Raw genomic sequence first — 26,337 nt, 5'->3', positions numbered from 1 at the left:
CCATGTCGACCATGGTCGATCCCCGCTTCGAGGCCGATCAGCACCGCCTGGCCGGCCGTCACCTGGTCACCAGCGTCACCGCCCAGGACGAGATCGTGCGCGGCCACCTCGTGCACGGCACCCCCGTCCTGCCGGGCGTCTTCTTCCTTGACCTGGTCCTTCGGCTGCTGCGTCACGCCGGGGTGGACCCGGCCGCGGCCGAACTGCGCCGCTGCCTGTTCATCGCGCCCGTGGTCGCCGCGGGAGACCGCGACCGGCAACTGCAGATCGCCGTGGACTCCCCGTCCCCGCAGGGCGTGCTGCCCGTCACCGTGCGCAGCAGACCGGTCAGCGGGGGAGTCGTGCTCGACGAGGCCTGGGAGACCAACTTCCAGGCGGAGATCCGGCTGTCCGTGCCCGAACCGGCCGGACGCGTCGACACCGATCGGCTGAAGGCCGCCGCCGACCATGTCTGCGACGCGGACGCGCTGTACGCCTTCGCCCGCCAGGTCGACATCCACCACCGCGACTTCATGAAGGTGGACGGCACCGTCCACCGCGGCGACGGCTTCTCCCTCGGTGACGTACGACTCGGCCCCGAGGCCCAGGAGTACCTGGACCACTTCTACATCCACCCGGTCACCCTGGACTTCTCCACCCTGGTGCCCTTCCTGCAGTTCGAGCCCGCGCAGCGGGAGCGGGCCGCGCGGCCCTTCATCCCGATCTACATCGAGTCCTTCCGCGCCCACGGCCCGCTCGGCGCCGCCGCCCAGGTGTACGTGCCGCGCGTGGAGCAACGGGAGCTGGACGCCGAGACCGTCACCGCCGACCTGCACATCTGCCACCCCGACGGCAGCGTGGTCGCCCGGATCACCGGGTTCCGTGCCAAGCGGGTGCGCACCGCCGACCTCATCACCCGGCTCGCCGAGGGCGCCGCGGCCACCCCGCAGACCCCGCCGGTGCCGCGCCCGCTGCCGCCGGCCGAGCCGGCCGCGGAGGGGCAGCGCAGCCTGGAGAACGCCATCAGCGACCTGGTGGCGGAGGCGCTGGGCAGCGGCGACGCGCCGGTCGACCAGGACCGCGGGTTCTACGACCTCGGCCTGGACTCGGTGAACCTGCTGACCATCGCCGTCTCCCTGGAGAAGCTGCTCGGCACCGAGCTGTATCCGACCCTGCTGTTCGAGTACCCCACCGTGAACAGTCTGGCCGCCCATCTGCGCGGCCAGGGCCACACGCTCGGCGGCACGCCCGCCCCGCAGGAACCCGCCGACCCGGCACCAGCCGTCCAGGCACCCGCACCCCGGGCCGAGGTCACCGAGGCACACCCGCCCGAGCCCGTACCCGGCGCGGGCGAGGAGCCCATCGCCGTGGTCGGTCTCGCCGGACGCTACCCGGGCGCGCCCGGCATCCGCGAGTTCTGGCAGGTGCTGCGGGACGGGCGGGACTGCGTGACCGAGGTGCCCCCCGAACGCTGGGACCACGCACCCTGGTTCGCACCCGGCCGGCACATCAGCGGCAAGACCCACGGCAAGTGGGGCGGATTCCTCGACGGCGTGGAGGACTTCGACCCCTTGTTCTTCAACATCTCACCGCGCCAGGCGGAGTTGATGGACCCGCACGAACGGCTCTTCCTGGAGACCGCCTGGCAGACCGTCGAGGACGCCGCGTACACCCCCGAGGAACTCGGCCGGCAGACCGGGGGCGCGGTCGGCGTCTTCGCGGGCGTCATGTGGAACGACTACCAGCTCCACGCCCTCGAACAACTCGCCCGCGACAACCCGCAGATCGTCGCCTCCACCTTCTCCCTGATCACCAACCGCGTCTCCTACGCCTTCGACTTCCGCGGCCCCAGCGTCTCCCTCGACACCGCCTGCTCCTCCTCGCTGACCACCATCCACCTGGCCTGCGAGGCGATCCGGCGCGGCGAGTGCCGGGCCGCCCTCGCCGGCGGCGTCAACCTCTCCCTGCACCCCTTCAAGTACCTCCGGCTCGCCGAGAACAACCTGCTGTCCACCGACGGCCGCTGCCGCGTCTTCGGCGCCGGCGCCGACGGCTACGTACCCGGTGAGGGCGTCGGCGCGGTGCTGCTGCGCCCGCTGGCCGACGCCGAGGCGGCGGGGGACCACATCTACGGCGTCATCCGCGGCTCGGCCGTCCAGCACTCCGGCCGCACCAGCGGCTTCGCCGTGCCCAGCCCGGACGCGCAGGGCAGGGTGGTGCTGGAGGCGCTGCGCCGCGCCGACGTCGACGTCGAGACCATCACCAGCGTCGAGGCGCACGGCGCCGGCACCACGCTCGGCGACCAGATCGAGATCGCCTCGCTCACCAAGGCCTACCGGCGCTCCACCGACCGCCGCGGCTTCTGCGCCGTCGGCTCGCTGAAGTCCAACGTCGGCCACCTCGAAGCCGCCGCGGGCATCGCCGCCCTCACCAAGGTGCTGCTGTCCATGCGGCACCGCACGATCGTGCCCACGCTGCACACCGAGCGCCTCAACCAGGAGATCCCCTTCGACGACAGCCCGTTCTACGTGGCACGGGAACGGCGCGAGTGGCCGCAGGTCGTCGACCCCCGCACCGGACAGCCCGCTCCGCGCCGCGCCGGGATCAGCGCCTTCGGCTTCGGCGGGGCCAACGTCCACATGGTGGTGGAGGAGTACACCGGAGAGCGGGCCGTACGGTCCGGCGTGCCCGCGGGCCCCCAGGTCGTCCCGCTGTCCGCCCGCACCCCCGAGGCGCTGCGGGCCCAGGCGGAACAGCTGCGCCGTTTCCTCACCGAGCAGCCGGAAGTGCCGTTCGGCGACGTCGCCCACACGCTGCGGACCGGCCGCCGCGCCCTGGAACACCGGCTCGCGGTAGTGGCCCACGACACGGCCGAGCTGGTCGACCTGCTCACGGCCCACGCCGCCGGACGGGACGACTCCGGCCGGGTGTTCACGGGCCGGGCCGGACGCGACGGCGGCGGCCGGGCGGACGGCACCGACCCGGCCCGCACCGCCGCGGCCTGGGTCGGTGGCGCGGACGTGACCTGGCCGGCGTCCGCCGGACGACGGGTGCCGCTGCCGACGTATCCGTTCGAGCGCAAGCGGTGCTGGATACCGATGGACGCGAGTGCGAGTGCGAGTGCGAGTGCGAGTGCGAGTGCGAGTGCGAGTGCGGGTGTGCGTGCGCCCGCCGCTGATCGTGTCGGCACCGACGGTGCCGTGACGGCCACCCCGGGATCCGTGGCCGCCGCCCAGGCTGCCGCGCCCGCCCACACCCACGGCACCGCGGAGCCGACAGCCACCGACCGCGGCCCGGACGCGGCAGCCGCGGCCCCCGTCGCCACGGCCCCGCGCCCCGCCGTCCCCGGCACCGCCCCCGCCGACTCCGACGTACCGGACGGCCTGCTCGTCTACGAACCGGTATGGGCACCCGGGCCCCTGGCAGGCGGCGCGGTGCCCGACGGTGTGCTGCTGGTGCTGGACGACGACCCCGGGCGGGTGGCCGAACTGCGCCGACGGGTGGCCCGGGTGGTCACCGTGCGCCGCGGGACCGGCTTCGCCCGCACGGGCGCCGACGAGTTCACCGTCGACCCGGTGACCGAACACGACCACCGGGCGGTCGCCGACGCCCTGCGCGCCGAAGGCGCCGACCCGGTGGCCGTCCTCGACCTGTGGCCCCTCGCGGCACGGCAGGACCCGGCCGAGGCCCGAGACACCGCCTTCGCCCTGGCCCGCGCCTGGCTGACGTCCTGCAGGTCCACGCTGCCGGTGCTGTACGCCTACGCGGCCGACGGGGAGGACCCGGAGCACGCGGCCGTGGGCGGCCTGGCGCGCGGAGTGCGGCGCGAACAGCCCAAGCTGGCGCTGAAGACGGTGTGGCTGGACCCGACCCTCGGCATCGAGGACCAGTGCGGCGCGCTGCTCGGCGAGGTCGTGGCCTCGCAGGACATCGAGGTACGGATCCGCCCCGCGGGACGCGAGGTGCTGGGCTTCCGGCGAGTGGTGACCGCCGACGGACCGGCCGTCCCGCTCGCCCGGGACGGCGGCACCTACCTGATCACCGGGGGCGCCGGCGGCCTCGGCCGGCTGGTGGCCCGGCACCTGGCCGGGCACGCCCGGGTGAACATCGCCCTCCTCGGGCGGTCCGCGCCGGGCGCGGAGCAGTCCGCGGCGGTCGCCGAACTCGCCGCGCTGGGTGCGCGGGCCCGCTACTACTCCTGCGACGTCACCGACCGCGGCGCCGTCGCGGACACCCTCGCGGCCGTCGTGGCCGACCTCGGCCCGCTCACCGGCGTCCTGCACGCCGCCGGAGTGGTCGAGGACGGACTGCTGCTCAACAAGAACCCCGCCGGGATCCACCGGGTCACCGCGCCCAAGATCCTCGGCACCCGCCTGCTGGACGAGGCCACCCGGGACGCCCGGCTCGACTACTTCCTGCTGTTCTCCTCCACCACCTCGGTGCTCGGCACCGTCGGCACCACCGACTACACCACCGGCAACCGCTACCTCGACGCCCTCGCCCACCACCGGCAGGCGCTGCGCGCCCGCGGCGAACGCCACGGCCGCACGCTGTCCGTCAACTGGCCCCTGTGGGCGGACGGCGGCATGCGGATCAACCCCGCGGTGGAGGGGCCGGTGCTGGAGGTCAACGGCCTGGAACCGCTGAGCACGGCGGACGGTCTGGCCGCGCTGGAGTTCGCCCTCCGGCACCGCGCCGCCCAACTCGCCGTGTTCCGGGGGGACGTACGACGACTGGAACAGCGGCTCACGCTGCACCCCGCCGAGCCGCGCGCACCCCGCCCCGGGACCGACGCCGACGCGCTCTGCCGTGAACTGGCGGACCTCTTCGCGGACGTGCTGAAGGTACCGGTGGAGGATCTCGACCCGGAGGAGGACCTCGCCGACTACGGGGTGGACTCCATCGCCGCGATGCGCGTGCTGGACATCCTCGAACAGCGCTACGGCACCGCCGTCGTCCCGTCCGTCGTCGCCCGCCGCCGCACCCTGCGCGCGCTCGCCGACCACCTGGCCGACGAACTCCCGGCGCCTGCCGGACCACCGGCCACCGAACCGGACGTCCCCACACCGGAGCCGGCTCCCGCTGCCGCCGTAGGGACCGCGTACGCGTCTCCCGGCCCACGGCGGTCCGCGTCCGGGCGCATCGCCGTCGTCGCCGCGGCGGTTCGCGTGCCCGGTGCCTCCTCCGTCGAGGAGTTCTGGCAGAACCTCGTCCGCGGCATCCACTCCGTCTCCCGCACCGCCGCCGACCGCTGGTCCCCGGCCTGGTTCGAGGGCGCCGACCCGGACGTCGTCGACGCGGCCCGCTGGGGCGGGTTCATCGACGGCATCGACCGCTTCGACGCCGAGTTCTTCGGCATCAGCGAGCAGGACTCCGCATGGATGGACCCGCAGCAGAGGCTCTGCCTGGAGCTGGCGCAGGAACTGCTCGACCGGGCCGGCTACTCGCGCAAGGAACTCGCCGGTGAACGCGTCGGTGTCTTCCTCGGTGTCGGCGCCAACGACTACGTCCGCCGCAACTGCATCGGCGGCCCGCCCACCACCCCGCAACTGCTGGTCAGCGCCCTGCCCAACATGGTGGCCACACAGATCAGCCACGTCTTCGACTTCCGCGGTCCGTCCCTGGCCGTGGACACGGCGTGCTCGTCCTCGCTGGTCGCCGTGCACCAGGCCGCGCAGAGCCTGCTCGCCGGAGAGTGCGACCAGGCCGTCGCCGGCGGCTGTGAGCTGCTGCTCGACCCGTTCGTCTATCTCGGCCTCGGCCGGGCGGGCGTGCTCTCGCGGGACGGCCACAGCCGGGTGTTCGACCGGGAGGCCACCGGCACCGTACCCGGGGAGGGGCTCGGGATGGTGCTCCTCAAGACCGAGGAACAGGCCCTGCGCGACGGCGACCAGGTGCTCGCCACCCTCCTCGCCTCCGCCGTGAACAACGACGGCCGCACCCTCGGCCTGACCGCGCCCAGCCACGAGGCCCAGACGGACCTGCTGCGCACCGCGCTGCGGGCGGCCGACATCGACTCCTCCAGCATCGGCTACCTGGAGGTCAACGGCTCGGCCAGCCGGTTCGGCGACCCGATCGAGATCCACGCGGCGGCCGAGGTCTACGGCGGCCGGGGCGGCGGCACCCAGCACTGCGCCGTCGGCTCCGTGAAATCGAACCTGGGCGCGCTCCTGCACGCGGGCGGCATCGCCTCGTTCGTGAAGACGGTGCTCGCCGTGCAGCACGGCTACCTGCCGGCGACCCTGCACTGTGCCGAGCCGCATCCCCGGCTCGGCTTCGAGCGCACCCCCTTCTACCCCGTGACGTCCGGTCGGCCCTGGCCCGCGCGGCCCGGAACGCCGCGCCGCGCGGCGGTGTCCTCCTTCGGGTTCGGCGGCACCAACTGCCATGTGCTGCTGGAGCAGGCGCCCGACGGGCACACCGCGCGCCGTGTCCCGCTCGCGCTCACCCACTTCGACCGCCGACGCCGGTGGATCACCGCCGGCGCGGGCAGCCCCGGCAGCGACCTGCCTCCGGCCGGCGCCCCGCACCCCGGCGCGTACGAGGAGCCTCCGGCGGCCGTCGCCGACCGCGGCACCGACACCGCCACCGCTGAGGAGGCGAACCGCACGCCCCCGGGCGACGCCGTCCTCGACGCCGTCACCCACTACCTCGAAGAACTGGTCCGGGAACGGCTCGGCACCCCCTCCGTCCCCGGCCCGGGCGGTTTCCTCGACCTCGGCCTCACCTCCGCCGACCTGATGGCGCTCAACGACCGCATCGAGAGCGACCTCGGCTGCCCCCTCGTACCGACCGTCTTCTTCCGCTTCCCCGATGTGCCACGGCTGGCCGCCCATCTGCGCGCGGAGTTCCCCGAGCAGACCACCCGCCTGGCCCCGGCCGGCCCGGCCCGGACGGCGGCGGAACCGGTCGCCGCGCCGCGGCCCGCACCGGCCCGGTCCGGTCCCCGCCACGCCGATGACGGCGCCGTCGCCGTCATCGGCATGGCGGGACGCTTTCCCGGCGCCCGGGACACCGCCGAACTGTGGCAGCGCCTGCTGAACGGCGACGACCTCGTCACCGACGTACCGGCGGACCGCTGGGACCACCGGACCGTGTACGACCCGCAGGGCGGCGACGGCCGTACCGACTGCCCACGGGGCGGCTTCCTCACCGACGCCGACCGCTTCGACGCCGCACTGTTCGGCATGTCCGCCGACGAGGCGGAGACGTCGGACCCGCAGTCCCGGCTGCTGCTGGAGGTGCTGTGGGAGACCGCCGAGGACGCGGCGGTGGCCGGCCGCCTCCAGGGCTCCGACACCGGCGTGTTCGTGGGCCGCTCCTTCCGCGACTACGAGGAGGAGATGGTCCGCGCCGGCCTCGCGGAGGGCCCGTACGCGCCGATCGGCACGGCGGTCTCCATGTCCGCCAACCGGCCCTCGCACTTCTTCGACCTCACCGGCCCCAGCCTCACCGTCGACACCGCGTGCTCTGGTTCACTCCACGCCGTCCACCTCGCGGTGAGCGCGCTGCGGCGCGGCGAGTGCCGGATGGCGTTCGCCGCCGGCACCAACCTCATCCTCACGCCCCGCCATTACACGCAGCTGTCCGCGATCGGCGCGCTGTCGCCGACCGGTGCCTGCCACGCCTTCGACGAGCGGGCCGACGGGTACGTGCCCGCCGAAGCCGTCGCGGCCGTGCTGCTCAAGCCGCTCGCGGACGCGCTCCGGGACGGCGACCCCGTGCACGCCGTGATCCGGGGCAGCGCCGCCAACCACGGCGGCCGGGCCGGAGCCGTCACCGCGCCCAACCCGGCCCGGCAGACCGACCTCCTGCGGACCGCCTGGACCGACGCGGGCATCAGCCCCGACACGCTCGGCTACCTGGAGGCGCACGGCACCGGGACCAGGCTCGGCGACCCCGTGGAGATCGACGGCCTCACCGCGGCCTTCGCGGAGCACACCGCACGCACCGGCTTCTGCGTCCTGGGCACCGCCAAGGCCCACCTCGGCCACACCGAGGCGGCAGCGGGCCTGACCGGTCTCGTCAAGGCGGTACTGACGGTCCGGCACGGTGTGCTGCCCGCAATGCCCGGCTACGGCGAGGCCAACCCCTACTGCGCGCTCGACGGCGGTCCGCTGCGCATCAACCGGACCACCGAGCCGTGGGAGGCGGCCGCCGGGCAGCCGCGCCGGGCCGGGGTCAGCTCGTTCGGCTTCGGCGGTGCGTGCGCCCACGTCGTACTGGAGCAGGCCCCGGCGGCCCAGCGGCACGTGGAGGCACCCGACGGACCGCTCGTGTTCCCGTACTCCGCCGCGGACGACGACCGGCTGCGGGAGGTGATCGCCCGTCAGCGGACCTTCGTGGCCGACTCGGAAGCTCCGCTCGCCTCGATCGCCGCGACGCTGCAGCACGGCCGCTTCCCGCTCGCCGCCCGCGCCGCCGTGGTCGCCACCGACCGCCGCTCGCTGCTGCGCGGCCTGGACGAACTGCTCGCCACCGCACTGACCGGAGACCGGGTGCGTCCCGTAGGCGCCGACCCCACGGGCTCCCCCGTACAGGCCGCCCGCCGCTGGACGGAGGGCATCACCGACACCTGGCCGGGAGACCCGGCGACAGCAGCCCCACGCGTGCCCCTGCCGACGTACCCGTTCGCCCGCGAACGCCACTGGGCGGCGGCGGCACCGGGTTCGGCCGGCACGGCACGGGTGACCTCCGCGGGCGCCGACGCCGGGTCCCGACCCGCGGCCCTCCCCACCGCCACGGCGTCCCCCGCGCCCGCCGCAGCGGCCGAACAGGCCGTCGACGCCTGGCTGCGGACGAGTGCGTACGACGGTCGGCGGATCGCCTCCGCGCTACGGCGACTCGGTGTCACCGCCGGGCGGATGCTCGACGCCGACCTACGGGCCCGACTGGGCGGTGACCCGCTGGCACCGGGCGCCCTGGACGGACTTTCCACCGACCCCTCCTACGACCGGCTGACCCGGGTGATCGAGGGCGTGCTGCGCCGCAGCCGCGCCACCGACCCGAGCCCCTACAGCGCGGGCGAACTGGACGCGCTGCTCGCCCGGCATCCCGAACTCTCCGCCCACGTACGCCTGGTGGCCGAGTGCCTGCCGGCGCTGCCCGACGTGCTGGCCGGCCGGATCGACGCGCTGGAGCTGTACTTCTCCGGCGACCACCCGGACGTCCTCGCCGGCATCTACCGGGGCAACGCCATCGCCGACCACTACAACGAACTCGTGGCCCGCGCCGTCCACGGCTTCGTCGCCGCCCGGCTGGCCGCGGAACCCGGGCGGCCGGTGCGGATCGTCGAGGCCGGCGCGGGCACCGGCGGCACGACCGACCGCGTCCTGCAGCTCCTCGCCACCCTCGGCCCGGACTCGGCACGCGTCGACTACCGCTACACCGACGTCTCGGCGTCCTTCTTCCGCGCCGCCGAGCGGGAGTTCGGCGCGCGTGGCGTGCCGCTCCGCTTCGACGTGCTGGACCTGGAGGCGGATCCGTCGGCGCAGGGCTTCGCCCCCGGCTGTGCCGACCTGGTGCTCGCGGCGAACGTCGTGCACGCCACCCGGCGCGTCTCCCGCAGCCTCGACCGGCTGCGGGGGCTGCTGGCCGACGGCGGGCTGCTGGTGCTCAACGAGGTCACCTGCAACCTCGACTACCTCGCCCTGATGTTCGGCATGATCCCGGGCTGGTGGGCGTTCGAGGAACCGGCGGAACGCCTGCCCGGCGCCCCGCTGCTGGACGTCCGGCGTTGGCGCACGGCCCTGGAGAGGGCCGGATTCACGGGCGTCCGTCCGCTCGGCGCGGCCGACCTGCCCGAGGACGAACTCGACCAGTCCGTCCTGCTCGCGGCGACCGCGAGCCCGGCACGCGCACCTGCCGCCGGGCACAGCGCGGCCAACACACCGGCGGCCGGACAGACCACGACCGTGACACCGGCCGCGGGGCAGGCCACGGCCGCCACACCGGCCGTCGGACACCCCAGGGTCGCGTCCCCTGCCACGGTCGCCACACCGGCCGTCGGGCACCCCACGGTCGCGGCCCCCGTCACCGCGCAGACCACGGCCGCCGCCCCCGGCGTTCCGCCCGCCCCCGTCCCGGCCGGTTCCGCGCGGGACGTGCTGATCGGTCACCTGGCCGGCGTCTTCGCCGACTTCCTCCGTGTGCCCGTGGCCGACATCGACCCCACGGCGACCTTCGACCGCTACGGCCTCGACTCGCTCGGCGCGATCCAGCTGGTGCGCAGGCTGGAGGAGGACTTCGGGCGGCTGCCCAAGGTGCTGCTGTACGAGTGCACCACCCTCGACGCCGTCGCAGGCCACCTGCGCGAGAACGCCCCCGACGCCTGCGCCCGCCTCGCGGACACCGCACCTGCCGCGCCCACCGTCGTCCCCGCACCGGAGCCGGAGCCGCGCCCGCAGCCGGGGAACGGCGGAGCGGCGGAGGACGACCCCGTCGTCATCGTCGGACTGTCCGCCCGCTTCCCCGGCTCACCCGACCTGGACACGCTGTGGCGCAACCTGTACGACGGCGCCGACCTGGTCACCCAGATCCCGGCGGAGCGGTTCGACTGGCGGCGCGTCTACGGGGACCCGGTGCGCACGGCCGGCCGCACCAACAGCAGGTGGGGCGCCTTCATCGACGGTGTCGACGAGTTCGACGCCGGGTTCTTCGGCATCTCCCCGCTGGAAGCGGACCTGATGGACCCCCAGCAGCGGCTCTTCCTGCAGGCGGCCTGGGCCGCCGTGGAGGACGCCGGACACCGCCCCTCGGAACTGCGCGGCACCCGCACCGGCGTCTTCGTCGGCGCCACCTCGCACGACTACGACGGCCACCTCACGGCCATCGGCCGCGACCGCGAGGCGCACTCCAGCAGCGGCCTCGCGCACTGCATCATCGCCAACCGGGTCTCCTACCTGATGGACCTGCACGGGCCGAGCCAGTCCATCGACACGGCCTGCTCCAGCTCGCTGTTCGCCTTCCACGCCGCCGTGCGGGCCATCCGCGACGGCGACTGCGACCAGGCCATCGCCGGCGGGGTGCACCTGCTCCTCACCGAAGCGCTGTACGTGGCGCTCGGCCAGACCGGCATGCTCTCCCCCACGGGACGTTGCCGCACCTTCGACGAGTCCGCGGACGGTTTCGTACGCGGTGAGGGCGTGGCCGCCGTCCTGCTGAAGCCGCTCAGCCGGGCCCTCGCGGACGGCGACACCGTGCACGCGGTGGTCCGGGGCAGCGGCACCGGCCACGGCGGGCACGTGCAGTCCCTCACCGTGCCCAGCCCGGCCGCCCAGGCCGGCCTGATCGCCTCGGTGCTGCGCCGCTCCGGCGTCGACCCGCGCACCGTGACCTACGTGGAGGCGCACGGCACCGGCACCGTGGTCGGCGACCCGATCGAGGTACGGGGGCTGCGGCTGGCCTTCGCCGAACTCACCGGCGAGCAGAGCGAGGTGGCCGAACCCTGGTGCGGTCTCGGCACGATCAAGTCCAACATGGGCCACCTGGAGGCGGCGGCCGGCATCGCGGGCCTGGTGAAGGTCGTCCTCGCGATGCGGCACGGCACCCTGCCCGCCAGCGTCCACTACCGACGGCCCAACCCGCTGCTGGAGCTGGACGGCAGTCCGTTCCACGTCGTCGGCGCCACCCGGCCCTGGGAGCGGCTGAAGGACACCACCGGACGGGACGTCCCGCGCCGGGCCGGGGTCAGCTCGATGGGCTTCGGCGGCGGCAACGCCCACGTCCTGCTGGAGGAACCGCCCCGGTACGAGGACGTCCCCCCGACGGCGCGAGGCCCCCAGCTCGTCGTGCTCTCCGCGCGCGACGAGGACCGGCTGCGGGCAGCGGCCCGCCGCCTGCGGGATCACCTGGACCAGCACCAAGTGCCGCTGGCGGACCTGGCGTTCACGCTCCAGGAAGGGCGCGACGCGATGGCCGAACGGCTCGCCCTGGTCGCCGGCGAGCAGGACACGCTGCGCGAGCTGCTGGACGCCTATCTGACCGGCCGGCCCGGCCGGTACGCCACCGGCACCGCTGTGCCGGGCACACCGCAGCCGGCCGGGACCGTGCCGGCGGACCTGCTCGAGTGGGGCCGGGCCTGGACGGCCGGCGCCGAGATCCGCTGGTCCCTGCTGCGCGAGCCGGGCACGACCGTGCGCCGGGTGTCCCTGCCCGCCTACCCCTTCGCCCCGGAACGCCACTGGGCCGCTCCGGCGGACGACCGTCCGGCGCACCAGGAGCCCGCCCGCACGGCATCCCCGGTGTCCGACGGACGGCTGCAGGACGTCCTGGAGGCCCTGCAGCGCGGTGAGTTGACGGTCGACGAGGTCGACCGGCTGATGGCCACGAGCGAGAACGGATCCCCCGCATGAGTGCCGAATCCGACTCCCCGCACGGGAGTTCCTTCCGCCGGAGCATCCTCGCCCGGGTCGACGCGGGTGACCTCACGCCCGCCGAGGCCGTCGAGCTGCTGAAGCCGGGCGGCCACCACCTCGTCCTCTTCCGCCCGCAGTGGGAGCACAGTCCCGCGCAGCCGGTGCTCCGGTCCGACGAGCGGGGCCTGGTGGTGGCGGCGACCGACGCACGGTCCCTCGCCGCCACTCCGGCCGGCGCCCTGCGCATCGCCCTCGGTCCGTCCGATGCGACGCCCGAGGACGCCGTCCGCATCACCGACCCGGCCCACACCCCGGCCTGGGCGGATCTGTGGGCCCGCCGCCGCGCAGCGGGAGATCCCGTGCGCCGGGCCGTGTTCCTGGTCGACGTGCCGGAGCAGGAGGCGGAACACGCGCTGGATCCCGTCTTCGCGGCCGTGCGGGCGTTCATCGCCGACCGGCAGGGCGGCCCGCTGGACCTCGCCTGCGTGGTCGCCGGGCCCGGCCGGGACGCCGTGGCGTCCGCCCTCGGCGGGTTCTGCCAGATCGCCGGCTTCGAGGACCGCCGGGTCCGCGCCGTCGCCGTCGAGGTCCCCGACCTGCCCGCCGGGCCGGCCGGCGCGCGGGACGCGGTCCGGCTGGCGCTCGCCGAACTGGCCCTGGCCCGGCCGGGAGCGGCCCAGGTGCGCCACGACCGCGCGGGGCGCAGCCGGCGCACCGTCCTGCCCGCCGGGGCACCGCCCGCGGACCGGCCCGTCTTCCGGCCGGGCGGCAGCTATCTGATCACCGGCGGCGCGGGCGGCATCGCCCTGCGCCTGGCCGAGCTGCTCGCCGACCGGTACGGAGCCCGGTTCGTCCTGATGGGCCGGTCCCAGCCCGGCGAGCGGCACCGCGCGGCCTGCGACCGCATCGCCGAGCTGGGCGGAGCAGCCCGGTACGTGCGCGGCGACGTGCGCGACCTCGCCGACGTCGAGGCCGCCGTCCGGCTCGCCGTACAGGAGTTCGGCGCCCTGCACGGCGTACTGCACTCCGCGGGCATCAACAACGACACCTACGTGGTCAACAAGGACCCCCGCGACATCGACGCCGTGACCGGCCCCAAACTCGCCGGCGCCCGCAACCTCGACCTCGCCACCGCCGGCCTGCCGCTCGACTTCCTGGCGCTGTTCTCCTCCACGGCCGCCTACCTGTGCATGGCCGGGCAGAGCGACTACGCCGCCGCCAACCGGGGCCTCGGCGGGTTCGCCGCGGCCCGCGAGGCGCTGGTCGCGCAGGGCGCCCGCAGCGGCCGTACCGTGTCCGTGTGCTGGCCGCTGTGGAGCGGCGGCGGCATGGACCTGGAGGCGAGCGACAAGCGGGTCCTCCAGGAACTGCAGGGCATGGTGGCGATGCCGCCGGCGGAGGGCCTGGCCGCGCTGGAGGCGGCCGTGCGCGGCGAGGGCCCCGAATGGCTCGTCGTGTACGGCGACCGGGCCCGCGCCGAGGGCTTCGTCGCCTCCCGGATGGCGGACAGGACCGACACCGCCGGGGATGCCGCCGGCCACGAACAGCGCACGGACACCGCCGACTTGACGGCCGCCGTCGAGGGATGGCTGCTGCGCCTGGTGTCGGACACGGTCCGGCTGCCCGCCGGACGGCTCCGCCGCGACCAGGAGTTCTCCACCATCGGAGTGGACTCCATCCTGATCCGCAAGCTCACCACGGTCCTCGAGGACGAACTGGGCCCGCAGCCCGTCACCCTCTTCTTCGAGTACCGCAACGTCGCCGAGCTGGCCGCCCACCTGATCCGCACCCACCGCGACCGGCTGGCCCGCCTGCTCCAGGCCGCCACCCCCGCCGCCGACCAGGTCACGGCCACGGCCCCGCCCCCGGCCCCGGAAGCCGAGCGCGTACCGGCAAGGGAGCCCATCGCCGTCATCGGCCTGGCCGGGCGCTACCCGGGCGGCGAGGACCTGGAGGAGTTCTGGCGCTCCCTGTCCGAGGGCCGCGACTGCGTCGGCCCGATCCCGGCGGACCGCTGGGACCACGCCGCCTACCACGCCCCCGGACACCGCAGGCCGGGCATGGCCTACGGCGACCACGGCGGCTTCCTGCGCGACGTGGCCCGCTTCGACGCCGCCTACTTCAACATCTCCCCGCGCGAGGCCGAGCGCAGCGACCCCAAGGAACGGCTGTTCCTGGAGGTCGCCGCGAGCGCCCTCCAGGACGCCGGCTACTCCCGGCGCCTGCTCCACGCCCGCACCCGCGACGCGCGCGGACGCCACGCCATCGGCGTGTTCGTCGGCGTCACCGGTTCCTCGTACGGGCTGCTCGGCGTCGAGGAGTGGGGCCGGGGCAACCGGGTGATCGCCCCCGCGATGGACTTCTCGGCGGCCAACCGGCTGTCGTACTGGCTGGACGCGCACGGCCCCAGCATGGTCGTGGACACCGCCTGCTCCGCCTCGCTCACCGCGCTCCACCTGGCCTGCGAGAGCCTCAGGTCCGGGGAGAGCCGGATCGCCGTCGCCGGCGGCGTCTGCGTCAATGTCCACCCCAGCAAGTGGGTCGTCCTGTCCGAGCTGCGGATGCTCGCCCCCGGCGGGCGCTGCCAGGCCTTCGGCGCGGGCGGCGACGGGTTCGTGCCCGGCGAGGGCGTCGGCGCGGTCGTCCTCAAGCCGCTGTCCGCCGCGCTCGCCGACGGCGACCCGATCCGGGGCGTGATCCGCGGCACCGCCGTCAACCACGGCGGCCGCACCAACGGCTACACCGTGCCCAGCCCACAGGCCCAGGGCTGGGTCGTCGCCGACGCCCTGCGTGCCGCCGGCGTCGACGCCCGCGACATCGGCTACGTGGAGGCCCACGGCACCGGCACGCCCCTCGGCGACCCCATCGAAGTGGAGGGCCTGCGCCGCGCCTTCGGCGAGTACACCGACGCCACCGGCTTCTGCGCCCTCGGCTCCGTGAAGTCCAACATCGGACACGCGGAGTCGGCGGCCGGCGTCGCCGGACTCACCAAGATCCTGCTGCAGATGGAGCACGGCACCCTCGTGCCCACCCTCCACTGCGCCGACGAGAACCCGGCGCTCGACCTCGCCCGCACCCCGTTCACGCTGCCCCGCACCGCCCGGCCCTGGCAGCGCCCCGAGGGCCGGTCGCGGCTGGCCGCGCTCAGCTCGTTCGGGGCCGGCGGCGCCAACGCCCACGCGGTGGTGGACGAGTACGTCCCCGCGCCGAGCCACGAAAGCCCCGCGCCCGGCGGACCCGAAGTGATCGTGCTGTCCGCCGGCAGCGAGGAGCAACTGCGGTCCGTGGTGGCGCGCCTGGCCGCCCGGCTCGAACAGCCGGACGCCACCGCCCTGCCCCTCGCCTCCCTCGCCGTGACCCTGCAGCAGGGCCGCGACCACCTCGCCCACCGGCTCGCCCTCGTCACGCACACCGTCACCGGCCTCACCGCCGCCCTGCGCGACCACCTCGCCGGCCAGGACGTCCCCGGCCTGCGCACCGGCCGAGCCGACCTCGCCGCCCCGGCCGAAGACGACCCCGACCGCCTGCGCCGACTGGCCCGGCACGGCACGCCCGACGAACTCGCCCGCGCCTACACCGCGGGCGCCGACATCCCCTGGGAACAGGCCGACCGCCCGGGCGTACGACGAGTGCCGCTGCCCACCTACCCCTTCGCGGGTACACGCCACTGGATCCGGACGACGGCGAACGGGGTCGAGCGCGGGGACGGGCCGACTGCGAACGGGGTCGAGCGCGGGGACGGACCGACGGTGAACGGGGCCGAGCCCGGGGACAGGCCGAGAGCGAACGGAGCCGAGCCCTCGGACCGTGCGATCGCCTCCCCGGACGGAACCACCACCGTCACCGTCCGCCTCGCTCCCACGGACCCGCTCGTCGCCGACCACCTCGTCGACGGCAGGCGGATCGTCGCGGGAGTCCTCCAGCTCGAACTCGCCCGGGCCGCCACGGCCCAGGTCGCCGCGGCCCTGACGGACGTGCGCTGGCGGGTGCCGCTGGAGGTCGCCGAGGACGGCACCGACGTGCGGGTGACCCTGACCCCGACCGCGAACGGCACGGCGTACGAGATCACCACCGGCGGCGACACGCGCACCGTCCACAGCACCGGCACGGTGGTGACCGATGGTCAGGAGCCGCTCGACCGCCTGCCGTTGGACACCATCCGCGCACGCTGCCGTACGAGCGTTCCGGGCCGGGAGCTGTACGAGCGGGCAGCCGCCGCGGGACTCGACTACGGGCCCGCCTACCGCCGGGTCCGTACGCTGCTGCGCGGCGACGGCGAGGCGTTGGTGGAGCTCGAGCCGGGCGACGTACCGGCCGCTCACGGCGCGCTGCCCGCCGGACTGATCGACAGCGCCCTGCACTCCGTCCAGGGCATCCTGCCCGAGCCCCTCGCCGCCCGCGCCCCCGTCCCGGCGACCGCCGCGGCCGTACGGCTGCTCGGCGACCCCGCGACCGCCCGGCACGCACACGCCGTGCTGCTGCGGGCGGCCGAGTCCAGCGCACGCTGCCGGGTGGTGGTGGCCGACGACGCCGGCCGGCCGGTGCTCGTCCTGGAGGACTTCACCGTCGCGGCCCGGCCCGCTCAGGACCCGATCTCGTATCTCAGCCCGCGCTGGACGGCGGTCGGACCGTTGCCGTCCGGGCAGGGCACGCGCGGGCGGGCCCTCGTGCTGTCCACCCCGGACGACTTCGGCCTGGGCGCGCGACTCGCCCAGCGGTTCCCGGGCGCGCTGACCGCCGACCTGACCCGGCTCGACCCGGCCACCGAACTGCCGCGCCTGCTCGGCGAGGCGGGCCCCGAACCCGATGTGTACTTCCTCGGCGGGGTCGACGCCGTCCGCTACAGCCACGAAGACCTGGCCCATCTGCACCGCAGCCAGCAGCACGGCGCGATCGCCCTGTTCCATCTGGCCCGTGCCCTCGCCACGGCCCGCCCGCACGGCGCCCGGCTGACCGTGGTCACCAGTGGAGTCCAGCAGATCGACCCGGCCCGCGCGGTCGGCAACCCCTTCGCCGCCTCGCTGATCGGACTCACCCGGTCCCTGGCCCGCGAACTGCCGTTCCTGCGGACCGGTCTGCTCGACCTCGACCCGGCCGACCTCACCGACCTCGCAGGTCTCACCGGCCTCGCGGGACCCGCCGACGGTGACGGCGACGGCCCGGAGACCGTGCTGGACGCGATCACCACGGCCGCCACCACGGGCCCGGTGGCCGAGCGCGCCCTGCGCGGCGGGGTCCTCCTGGAGTGCGACCTGACCCCGGTGGAGCTGCCCGCCGTCGACGAGGAGGCCCTGCCGCTGCGCAAGGGCGGCCGCTACCTGGTGCTCGGAGGCGCGGGCGGACTCGGCTCGGTGATCGCCCGGCACCTCGCCGAGCGGTACGCGGCCCGCCTGCTGCTGGTCGGCCGCCGGCCCGTCGACGCCCTGCCCGACGGATATCTCGACGGGCTGCGCCGGGCCGGGGCCGAGGTGCACTACGAACCGGCCGACGTGGCCGACCCGGAGGCGATGCGCCGGGTCGTGCGGACGGCCCGTGCCCGCTTCGGGGGCCTCGACGGCGTCATCCACTCGGCGTTCGTCCTCGCCGACCGCACCCTGGAGCGGATGGACGAGCCGACCTTCCGCGCCGTCCTCGACCCCAAGGTGCGCGGCACGGCAGTCCTGGAACACGTCCTGGCCGACCAGGACCTGGACTTCCTCGCCCTGTTCTCCTCCGCGATCTCCCACACCGCCAACCCCGGGCAGGCCAACTACGCCGCCGGATCCACCTTCCAGGACGCCTTCGGCCGCTTCCTGGCCGCCCGGCTGGGACGCCGGGTACGGCTGTTCAACTGGGGGTTCTGGGGCGAGAGCGGCTCGGTGGCCACCGACGAGTACCGGGCCCGGATCAGCCGCTCCGGAGTCGAACCGCTCACCGACGAACAGGGCCTGGCCGCGTTCCGCCGGGTCATGGCCGCCCCGGTCACCCAGATCACGCCGATCCGGCTCTCCGCGCCGCCCGCAGCGGCCGTACGGCCCCTCGCCCCTGCGAAGGGCCCGGCCCTCGTCCGCGCGGCGGGGCGGGGCGCGGCCGACGCCCTGGACGTCGACACAGCGAGGACCTTGCCGGGCCGCGCCTACATGGACCGCGTCGAACGACTGGCACGCCTGTGGATCAGCCACGCGCTGCGCGACACGGCCGGGCCGCGGGCGGGGGAGTGGACCGACCCGGACCGGCTCGCGGAACGGCTGCGGGTCGCCCCCGGACAACACCGGCTGCTGGCGGCCGCGTTGACGGCACTGCGTCACGGCGGGCACCTCACCGCCGACGGCATCCTGACGGACAACGGCGACGACGTCGACGCGCTGCGCGCCGAGCTGGTCGCCGCATACCCGCACAGTGCGGGCGCGCTGGAGCTGATAGGCGACTGTGCCGCCGCCCTGCCCGACGTGCTGGCGGGCCGCCGCAGCGGACTGGAGGTGCTGTTCCCCGGTGGCTCCGACCACCGCGTGGCGCCGCTGTACCACGACGACCCGCGGTCGGCCTACTTCAACACCGCCTGCTCCGGCGCCGTACGGGCCGCCGTGGCCCACGTCCTGGACGCCGACCCCGCCGCCCGCGTGTCGGTACTGGAGATCGGCGCCGGCACCGGCGGCACCAGCCGCCCCGTCCTCCGGGCTCTCACGCCCTATGCCGACCGGCTGGGCTACGACTACACCGACGTCGCCACCGGACTGGTGCGCCGGGCGGAGCAACACCTGGGCGCCGACCGTCCGTTCGTCCGCTTCCGGGTGCTGGACATCTCCGCCGCGCCCGAGCCGCAGGGCTTCCCGGCGGGTGGCTGGGACGTGGTGCTCGCCGCCAACGTCCTGCACGCCACCCCCGACCTGCGCACGACCCTCGCCCACGCCCGCCGGCTGCTGCGCCCGGGTGGCGTGCTGGTGCTGAACGAGGCCACCCGGGTGCTCGACTCCGTGAACGTCGTCTTCGGTCTGACCGACGGCTGGTGGGCCTACCAGGACGGCGAACTCCGGCTCCCGCACTCGCCGCTGCTGCGCCCCGCCGCATGGCGGGCCGTGCTGGCCGCGACGGGATTCCGGGAGATCGACGCGTACGGCGTACCCGGCCTGCCCGAGGCGGAGTCGGGCCAGCACATCGTGATCGCCGAGCGCGACGGGTGGACGGAGAGCACCGTGCCGACCGCTTCGTCGATGCCGGGGGTGCGGAAACCCGCGAGCGCCGAGGCACGGGTCACCACGCCCGCTGTACCCGAGCCGTCCCCGGCGGACGGCAGCCACGAGCGGGCGGTCGCCTGGCTCACCGCCGCCTTCGCCGAGGCCCTGCGCATGCCGGTCACGGACCTGGACACCGCCGCGCCGCTGGAGGTCTACGGCGCCGACTCGCTGATCACCATGGAGATCGCGGACCGCGTCGAGCGCGAACTGGGCGCGGTCACCGGCCCGTTGCCGTTCATCGGCGGGACCATCGACTCCGTCGCCGAGGCGCTGGTGGCGCAGGGGCGGTTCGCGGGTGAGGAGGCGGGCGGCGGATCACCGACGACGCCGACCGGAGGGCAGGAGCCCGTCGCCTCTCCGGGACCCGGCGGCCTCGCCGTCACCGCCGACGACCGGCGCACCGCCGTAGGACCTCAGTTGCCGGAACGCGGGGACCGGTTCGACATCGCCGTCGTCGGAATCGCGGGACGCTACCCCGGCGCCGACGACCTGGACACGTTCTGGGAGAACCTCCGTACCGGCCGCCGCTGCCTGCGGGAGGTGCCCGAGGAGCGCTGGACGGTGTCCGAGCACCAGGACGCCCCCGGCCGGCCCCCGCACCGCTGGGGCGGCTTCGTCGACGGGGTGGACCTGTTCGACCCGCTGCCGTTCCGCATGTCGCCCCGCGAGTCGGAGCGGACGGATCCGCAGGAACGGCTGTTCCTGCGCTGTGTCTGGGAGGCGCTGGAGGACTCCGGCAGCACCGCGGAGCGGCTGGCCGCCCGGGCGGGCCGGGCGGGCGTCGGCGTGTTCGTCGGCGTGTCCGGATCCCCGTACCAGCACCTCGCGTTCGAACGCTGGGGCCGCGGGCGACGGGAGACGCCGCCCGCCGGATCCTGGTCGGTGGCCAACCGTGTCTCACACGTGTTCGGCTTCGGCGGGCCCAGCCTGGCCGTGGACACCGCCTGCTCCTCGTCGCTGACCGCGCTGCACCTGGCCTGCCAGGCGCTGCGCGACGGCGACTGCGAGGCGGCCGTGGCCGGCGGGGTCAGTCTGATCCTGCACCCGGCCCACCACCTCGCCCTGTCGGCCGCGACCATGCTGTCCTCCGACGGCCACAGCCGCGCCTTCAGCGCCCGGGCCGACGGATTCACCACCGGTGAGGGCGTCGGCGCGGTGATCCTCAAGCCCCTGCACGCCGCCCTGCGCGACGGCGACCGGGTGCACGGTGTGCTGCTCGCCTCCGGGGTAAACGCCAACGGACCCGTCGGCGCGTACGCGTCACCGGACGCGACCGCGCAGGCCCGCCTGCTGCGCGCAGTCCTCGACCGGGCCGGGCTCGGACCGCGCGACATCCAGTACGTGGAGGCGGCGGCGTCCGGATCCCCGCTGGCCGACCCGCTGGAGGCGGCCGCCCTCGCCGAGGTGTACGGCACCCGGGGCGACGTCCGCGTCGGTTCCGTCAAGCCCGGCATCGGCCACCTGGAAGCGGCCTCCGGTATGGCCCAGCTGACCAAGGTGCTGCTGCAACTGCGTCACGGGCGGCTGGCCCCGACCCCGGACTGCGACCCCGTGCGTGAGGGCGTCGAGGGTCCGGGCCTGCGCCTGGTGCGCGAGGAGACCGAGTGGACCCGGCCGGACCAGGGCCCGCGGCGCGCCGCCGTCAGTGCCTTCGGCGCCGGGGGCGCGAACGCGCACCTCGTCGTCGAGGAGGCACCGCCCGTACCGACCCGCGCCGCGGACGGCGCCGGGCGGCCCCAGGTGGTCGTACTGTCGGCGCACCGGGAGGAACGACTCCGCTGTGCCGTACGGCGGTTGCGGGACCGGCTGGCGGCCGAGGGCGCCGCGCTGCCGCTGCCCGACGTGGCCCGCACCCTCCAACTGGGCCGGGCCGCGCTGCCCTACCGGCTCGCCTTCGTCGCCGAGGACACGGCGGCGGCCGTCTCGGGGCTGACCGCGCACCTCGACGGCCGGGGCGCGGAGCACGGCGTGGTCACCGGGCGGGCGTCCCGGACGCCCCGGCTCTCCCCTCCGACCGATCTCACCCCTCCCACCGACGATCCCGCCGCGCGCGCTGCCGCCTGGGTCTCAGGCGCCGACGTGGACTGGACCGAGTACGACCGCGACCAGGACCGCAGGGTCGTCCCACTGCCGCACTACCCCTTCGCCGAGGAGCGTCACTGGATGCCCGACATACCGGCACCTCGCCCGCCGGCGGACACCGCGTCCGCCGCCGCCCCCGAACTCCCGCTCACCGGGCGGGCCGTCCCGGCCGACGTCCCGCAGCCCCCGGAAACCGGTGCCGCGACCGACGCTGCCGCCGCTGCTGCCGCGACCGACGCTTCCGCCGCGGCCGCCCCGGTCCCGTCATGGTCCGGGCACGCGTCGGGTCCGGTCCCCGGGACCGCCGCGGTACGGTCGCCGGCCGAGCCCGCGCCGCCCACCGAGCGGGTACGCGCCGCCGTGGTGGCCGGGATCGGTGAGGTGCTCGGGGTCTCCGCCGGGGACCTGGACTTCGCCGACCGGCTCAGCGACTACGGCTTCGACTCGGTGAGCGTGCTGGCCCTGGCCGCCCGGCTGGAGTCGGACCTGGGCGTCCCGGTCAGCCCCACCGCCCTGTACGCGGCCCCGGACCTCGCCGGACTGGTCGACCTTCTGGCCGCCACCCCTGCCGAGCCGCTCCCGGTGAGAACGGCACCGGAAGCGGTGCCGTCGTCGCCGGCCGCCGAGACGGAAGCCCCGCGTCAGCCCCGAACGGACCACGTGCCGGTGGCGGAGCCGGTGGAGCCGCGCACCGGACCCGAGCCGGTCGCCGTCGTCGGCATGGCCGGCGCCTTCCCCGGCAGCCCGGACCTGGAGTCCTTCTGGGCCAACCTCGTCGCGGGCCGCGATCTGGTCGGTACCGTCCCGACCGGACGGCCCGACGCGAGCACGCCGCACCGCGCCGGCGGCTTCCTCAGCGACATCGACCTGTTCGACCCCGAGTTCTTCCGCATCTCCCCCCGCGAAGCACGACTGATGGACCCCCAGCACCGGCTCTTCCTCCAGGCGGCCTGGCACGCCGTGGAGGACGCGGGACACGATCCGCACCGGCTCGCCGGCAGCGACACCGGGGTCTTCGTCGGGGTGGCGTCCTCGGAGTACTCCCAGCTGCTGCTGTCGCGCGGGGTTTCGGTGGACGGGCAGATGGCGACCGGCAACGAGCACAGCATGCTCGCCAACCGCCTCTCCTTCCTGCTCGACCTGCACGGCCCCAGCGAGCCCGTCGACACCGCCTGCTCCAGCAGCCTGGTGGCCGTCCACCGAGCCGTCCGGGCCATCCAGGACGGCGACTGCTCGGCGGCCCTGACCGGCGGGGTCAACCTCATCCTCAACGCCAACGGCTTCGACGCCTTCGGCAGTTCGGGGATGCTTGCCGCCGACGGACGCTGCAAGAGCTTCGACCACCGGGCCGACGGTTACGCGCGCGGCGAGGGCGTCGGCGTGCTGTTCCTGAAACCGCTCAGCCGTGCGGAGGCGGACGGCGACCCGGTCCACGCGGTGATCCTCGGCAGCGCCGTCAACCACGGAGGCCGGGCCACCTCCCTCACCGCGCCGAACCCGGCCGCGCAGTCCGCGGTGATCGGTGCGGCGCTGCGGCGGGCCGGGATCGGTTCCGACACCATCGGCTATGTCGAGGCGCACGGCACGGGAACGGCCCTCGGCGACCCCATCGAAGTGGAGGGCCTCACGCGGGCGTTCCGCGAGAACGGCTGGGACGGCTCAGGCCGCCACTGTGCCCTCGGGACGGTCAAGACCAGCGTCGGCCACCTGGAGACCGCGGCCGGCATCGCGGGCGTGATCAAGACCGTGCTCGCGCTGCGGCACCGGCTGCTCCCGCCGCTGCTGCACCTGGAACGCCCCAACCCCCTGCTGGAACTGGAGCACAGCCCCTTCCACCTGGTGGACGCCGCCCGGCCCTGGGACCGGCGCACCGCAGACGGCCGCGAGCTGCCGCGCCGCGCCGGGATCAGCTCCTTCGGCTTCGGCGGCGCCAACGCCCATGTCGTGCTGGAGGAGTACGCCGGCCGCGACCCCGGCCCGGCCGCGCCCGCACCCCAGCTGATCGTGCTGAGCGCTGTGGACGAGGAGCGGCTCGACGCGTACGCGGCCGGCCTCCTCGCCCACGTCCAACGCGTCCTGATGCGGGGCACCGACGCCGACGTCACACTGACCGACCTGGCCTGGACCCTCCAGACGGGCCGCCCCGAGCTGCCCTGCCGGCTCGCGCTGGTGGCCGCCTCCCTCCCCGAACTGGCCGCCACACTGCAGGCCGTGGCCGAGGGCAGGCCCGGCGAGACGGTCTCGCGCGGCCGTTGCGACCACTCCGCCGACGACCTCTCCCTCGCCGACCTCGACCCGGCCCGACTGCTCGCCACCGGCACCGAGGAGGGCCTGCGCCGCCTCGGCGCCGTCTGGGTCCGCGGCGCCCGCCTGGACTGGTCGACCCTGCACACCACCCCCCGCCGCCCCGTCCGCCTCCACCTGCCGACCTACCCCTTCGCCCGCCGGCGCTACTGGCTGCCGGAACCGGCCACGCCTGAGCCGGCCACACCCGAGACGACCACGGCCGTGCCCGCGTCGGCGGTGAGCGAGGCCCCGCGTACGGCCTCGGCACCGGATCGGGGCGCGATCCCGCGGGCGGTGTCGGCGGACCCGACCCCGACCCCGGCGCCGGTTCCGGATGCGATCCCAAAGACGCCTCAGCCCGCCTTGACGGAGACGCAGGCGCCCCGGCCCACCGCACCCACCGACGGCGTCGAAGGCCTGCGTGCGATCATCGCCGAAGGCGTGGGCATGCCCGCCGACAGCCTCGACGTCGACCGGGACTTCGCCTCGTACGGCATCGACTCGATCGCGGCCCTGCGCATCATGCAGCGCGTCCAGGCTCACTTCGGGGACGACGTACCGATGGCCGCCATCTTCGAGTACTCCACGGTTCGCAAGCTCGCCGCACATCTCGCACAGGAAGGGCTCACCGCCGGGAACAGCCGGACACCGCGGAGCAAGCCCGGCAGCACCGCGCAGCCGCAGCCGCAGCCGGCCCCGGTCGCCGAGCCTCCGGCGCAGCCCAAGATCTTCGAACTGGCCCCTCCTGCGGACGCGGACGCCACACCCCTCTTCGCCGTCTACGGCGACACCGGCGAGCTGAGCTGGCTGGCCGGTCTCGACGGCCTGGGCGACGGAGCAGCCGTCCTGGGCGTCCAGGCACCAGGATTCGGCACGCGGCCGCCCGCACCCGGCGTGTCGATCACCGGGCTCGGTGCCGAGTGTGCCGCGGCGATCCTGGAGACGCGGCCCGCCGGACCCTTCCGGCTGGCCGCACACGCCACCGGCGGCCTCGTGGCGATGGAGACGGCCCGGGAGCTGGCCCGACAGGGCCACGAGATAGAGCAGTTGATCCTGCTCGACCCCGCGGTCCCCGGCCATGAGGCGACCGGCTCCGGGGCGGATCACCTGCGTGCTGTCGTCCTCGTCCTGGGCGAGGCCTGGGGCGCCCGGAAGACTCTGGCGGACCGGCTGCCGGCGGGCTGCACCGCCGCCGAGGCCGCCCGACTGCTCGGTGAGCTGGCCGAACCGCCCATGCCCGAAGCAAAGTTGGGGGCCTGGCTGTCGGCTGCCGCCACCTGGCACGCGTCACTCGCCGAAGCTGCGGCTGACTACGCGCCCGCGCCGCTCACCGACCCGGCCCGCACAATCATCGTCACGGCGGCGGACACCGAACCGGAAGGCTGGGAGCGCCTGATCGTCCCGCCGCCCCTCATGGTCGTCCTCCCACACGGGGCGGGCGTGTTGAGCGACCCGGCAGTCGTCACCCGGCTCCGCACAGCCGACGCACCGGAAGAGGACGACTTCGCCGAAGAGGAAGAGGACGAAGGTGCCCACCTCGTCTCCGTCAACGGCAGCGGACACCGCCCCGCCACCTTCTGGACCCACCACCTCTTCGGAGACGTCAGCTACTGCGTCTACCTCTCCCGTCACCTCGGCTCCGACTACCCGGTCTTCGCGCTGGAACAGGTGGACTACCAGCTCGAGTTCCGCCAGTTCGACGACATCCAGCAGATGAGCGCGGTCTACCTCGCGGCGCTGCGCGCGCGTCGGCCGCACGGGCCGTACCGGATCGGCGGATGCTCGTTCGGCGGCGTGGTCGCGTACGAGATGACCCAGCAGCTGCTGGCTGCCGGGGAGGAGGTGTCGCACCTGTATCTGGTGGACCCCCTGATGCCCGGCACCGGGGCGTGGGACGGCGTCGACGCGAGCGGTATCGACGAGGGGGAGGGGGAGAACCTGGCGTTGATGCTGATCGGGAACTCCGCCTGCCAGTTGTGGCGGGTGGACGAGCAGATCGGCGTCGAGAAACTGCGCGGCCTCACGCTGGACGAGCAGTTCGCCACGATGGCCGAGCACGTTGTCGCCAAGTCGCCCGCCACCCTGTCCCACGACCACGTGCTGAAGCTGATGCGCAGCAAGTGGGACGTGCTCCAGCTCAACGGCAAGCTCCTCGACGGCTACCAGGCGGTGCCGTTGCCGGCCCCGGTGGACGTCACCGTCTTCCACGCGCGGCGCGGCTTCTCCGCGGCCGGCAATCCGTTCGGCATGCCCGCGATCCCCCGCACCGACGGGGACACCAGCAACGGGCTCGCCGACCTGGTCCCGAAGCGCGATCTGACCGTCCATGTGATGGACGCCGACCACTTCACGATCGTGCTGGAGGAGAACCTGCAACGGATCTCGGGCCTGCTGCGGCCCTCACTGGACGGGGAGTGAGC

Annotated in this window: 2 protein-coding genes; both read left to right on the top strand. The window is 75.0% G+C overall.

Features of this window, described 5'->3' with window-relative positions; all coding sequences use genetic code 11:
• The first annotated feature begins 2 nt into the window (after positions 1-2).
• Positions 3-12,332, top strand: coding sequence for an SDR family NAD(P)-dependent oxidoreductase (locus ACGFNV_RS15515; RefSeq protein ID WP_393622718.1), 12,330 nt, complete (start codon positions 3-5; stop codon positions 12,330-12,332).
• Positions 12,329-26,335 carry an SDR family NAD(P)-dependent oxidoreductase gene (locus ACGFNV_RS15510; RefSeq protein ID WP_393622716.1) on the top strand — a complete coding sequence of 4,669 codons (14,007 nt, stop codon included), beginning with the start codon at positions 12,329-12,331 and terminating at the stop codon, positions 26,333-26,335. Before ACGFNV_RS15515 ends, ACGFNV_RS15510 begins: the two co-directional genes overlap by 4 nt.
• Positions 26,336-26,337 lie beyond the last annotated feature (2 nt).

The organism is Streptomyces sp. NPDC048751, assembly GCF_043198595.1.
Taxonomy (GTDB): domain Bacteria; phylum Actinomycetota; class Actinomycetes; order Streptomycetales; family Streptomycetaceae; genus Streptomyces.
The sequence above is the reverse complement of the archived record's forward strand: the minus strand, read 5'-3'. Positions and strand labels throughout refer to the sequence as shown.

Excerpts from the sequence above, each read along its gene's own strand:
- ACGFNV_RS15515 (WP_393622718.1), top strand. The coding sequence starts at position 3 with ATGTCGACCATGGTCGATCCCCGCTTCGAGGCCGATCAGCACCGCCTG.
- ACGFNV_RS15510 (WP_393622716.1), top strand. The coding sequence starts at position 12,329 with ATGAGTGCCGAATCCGACTCCCCGCACGGGAGTTCCTTCCGCCGGAGC.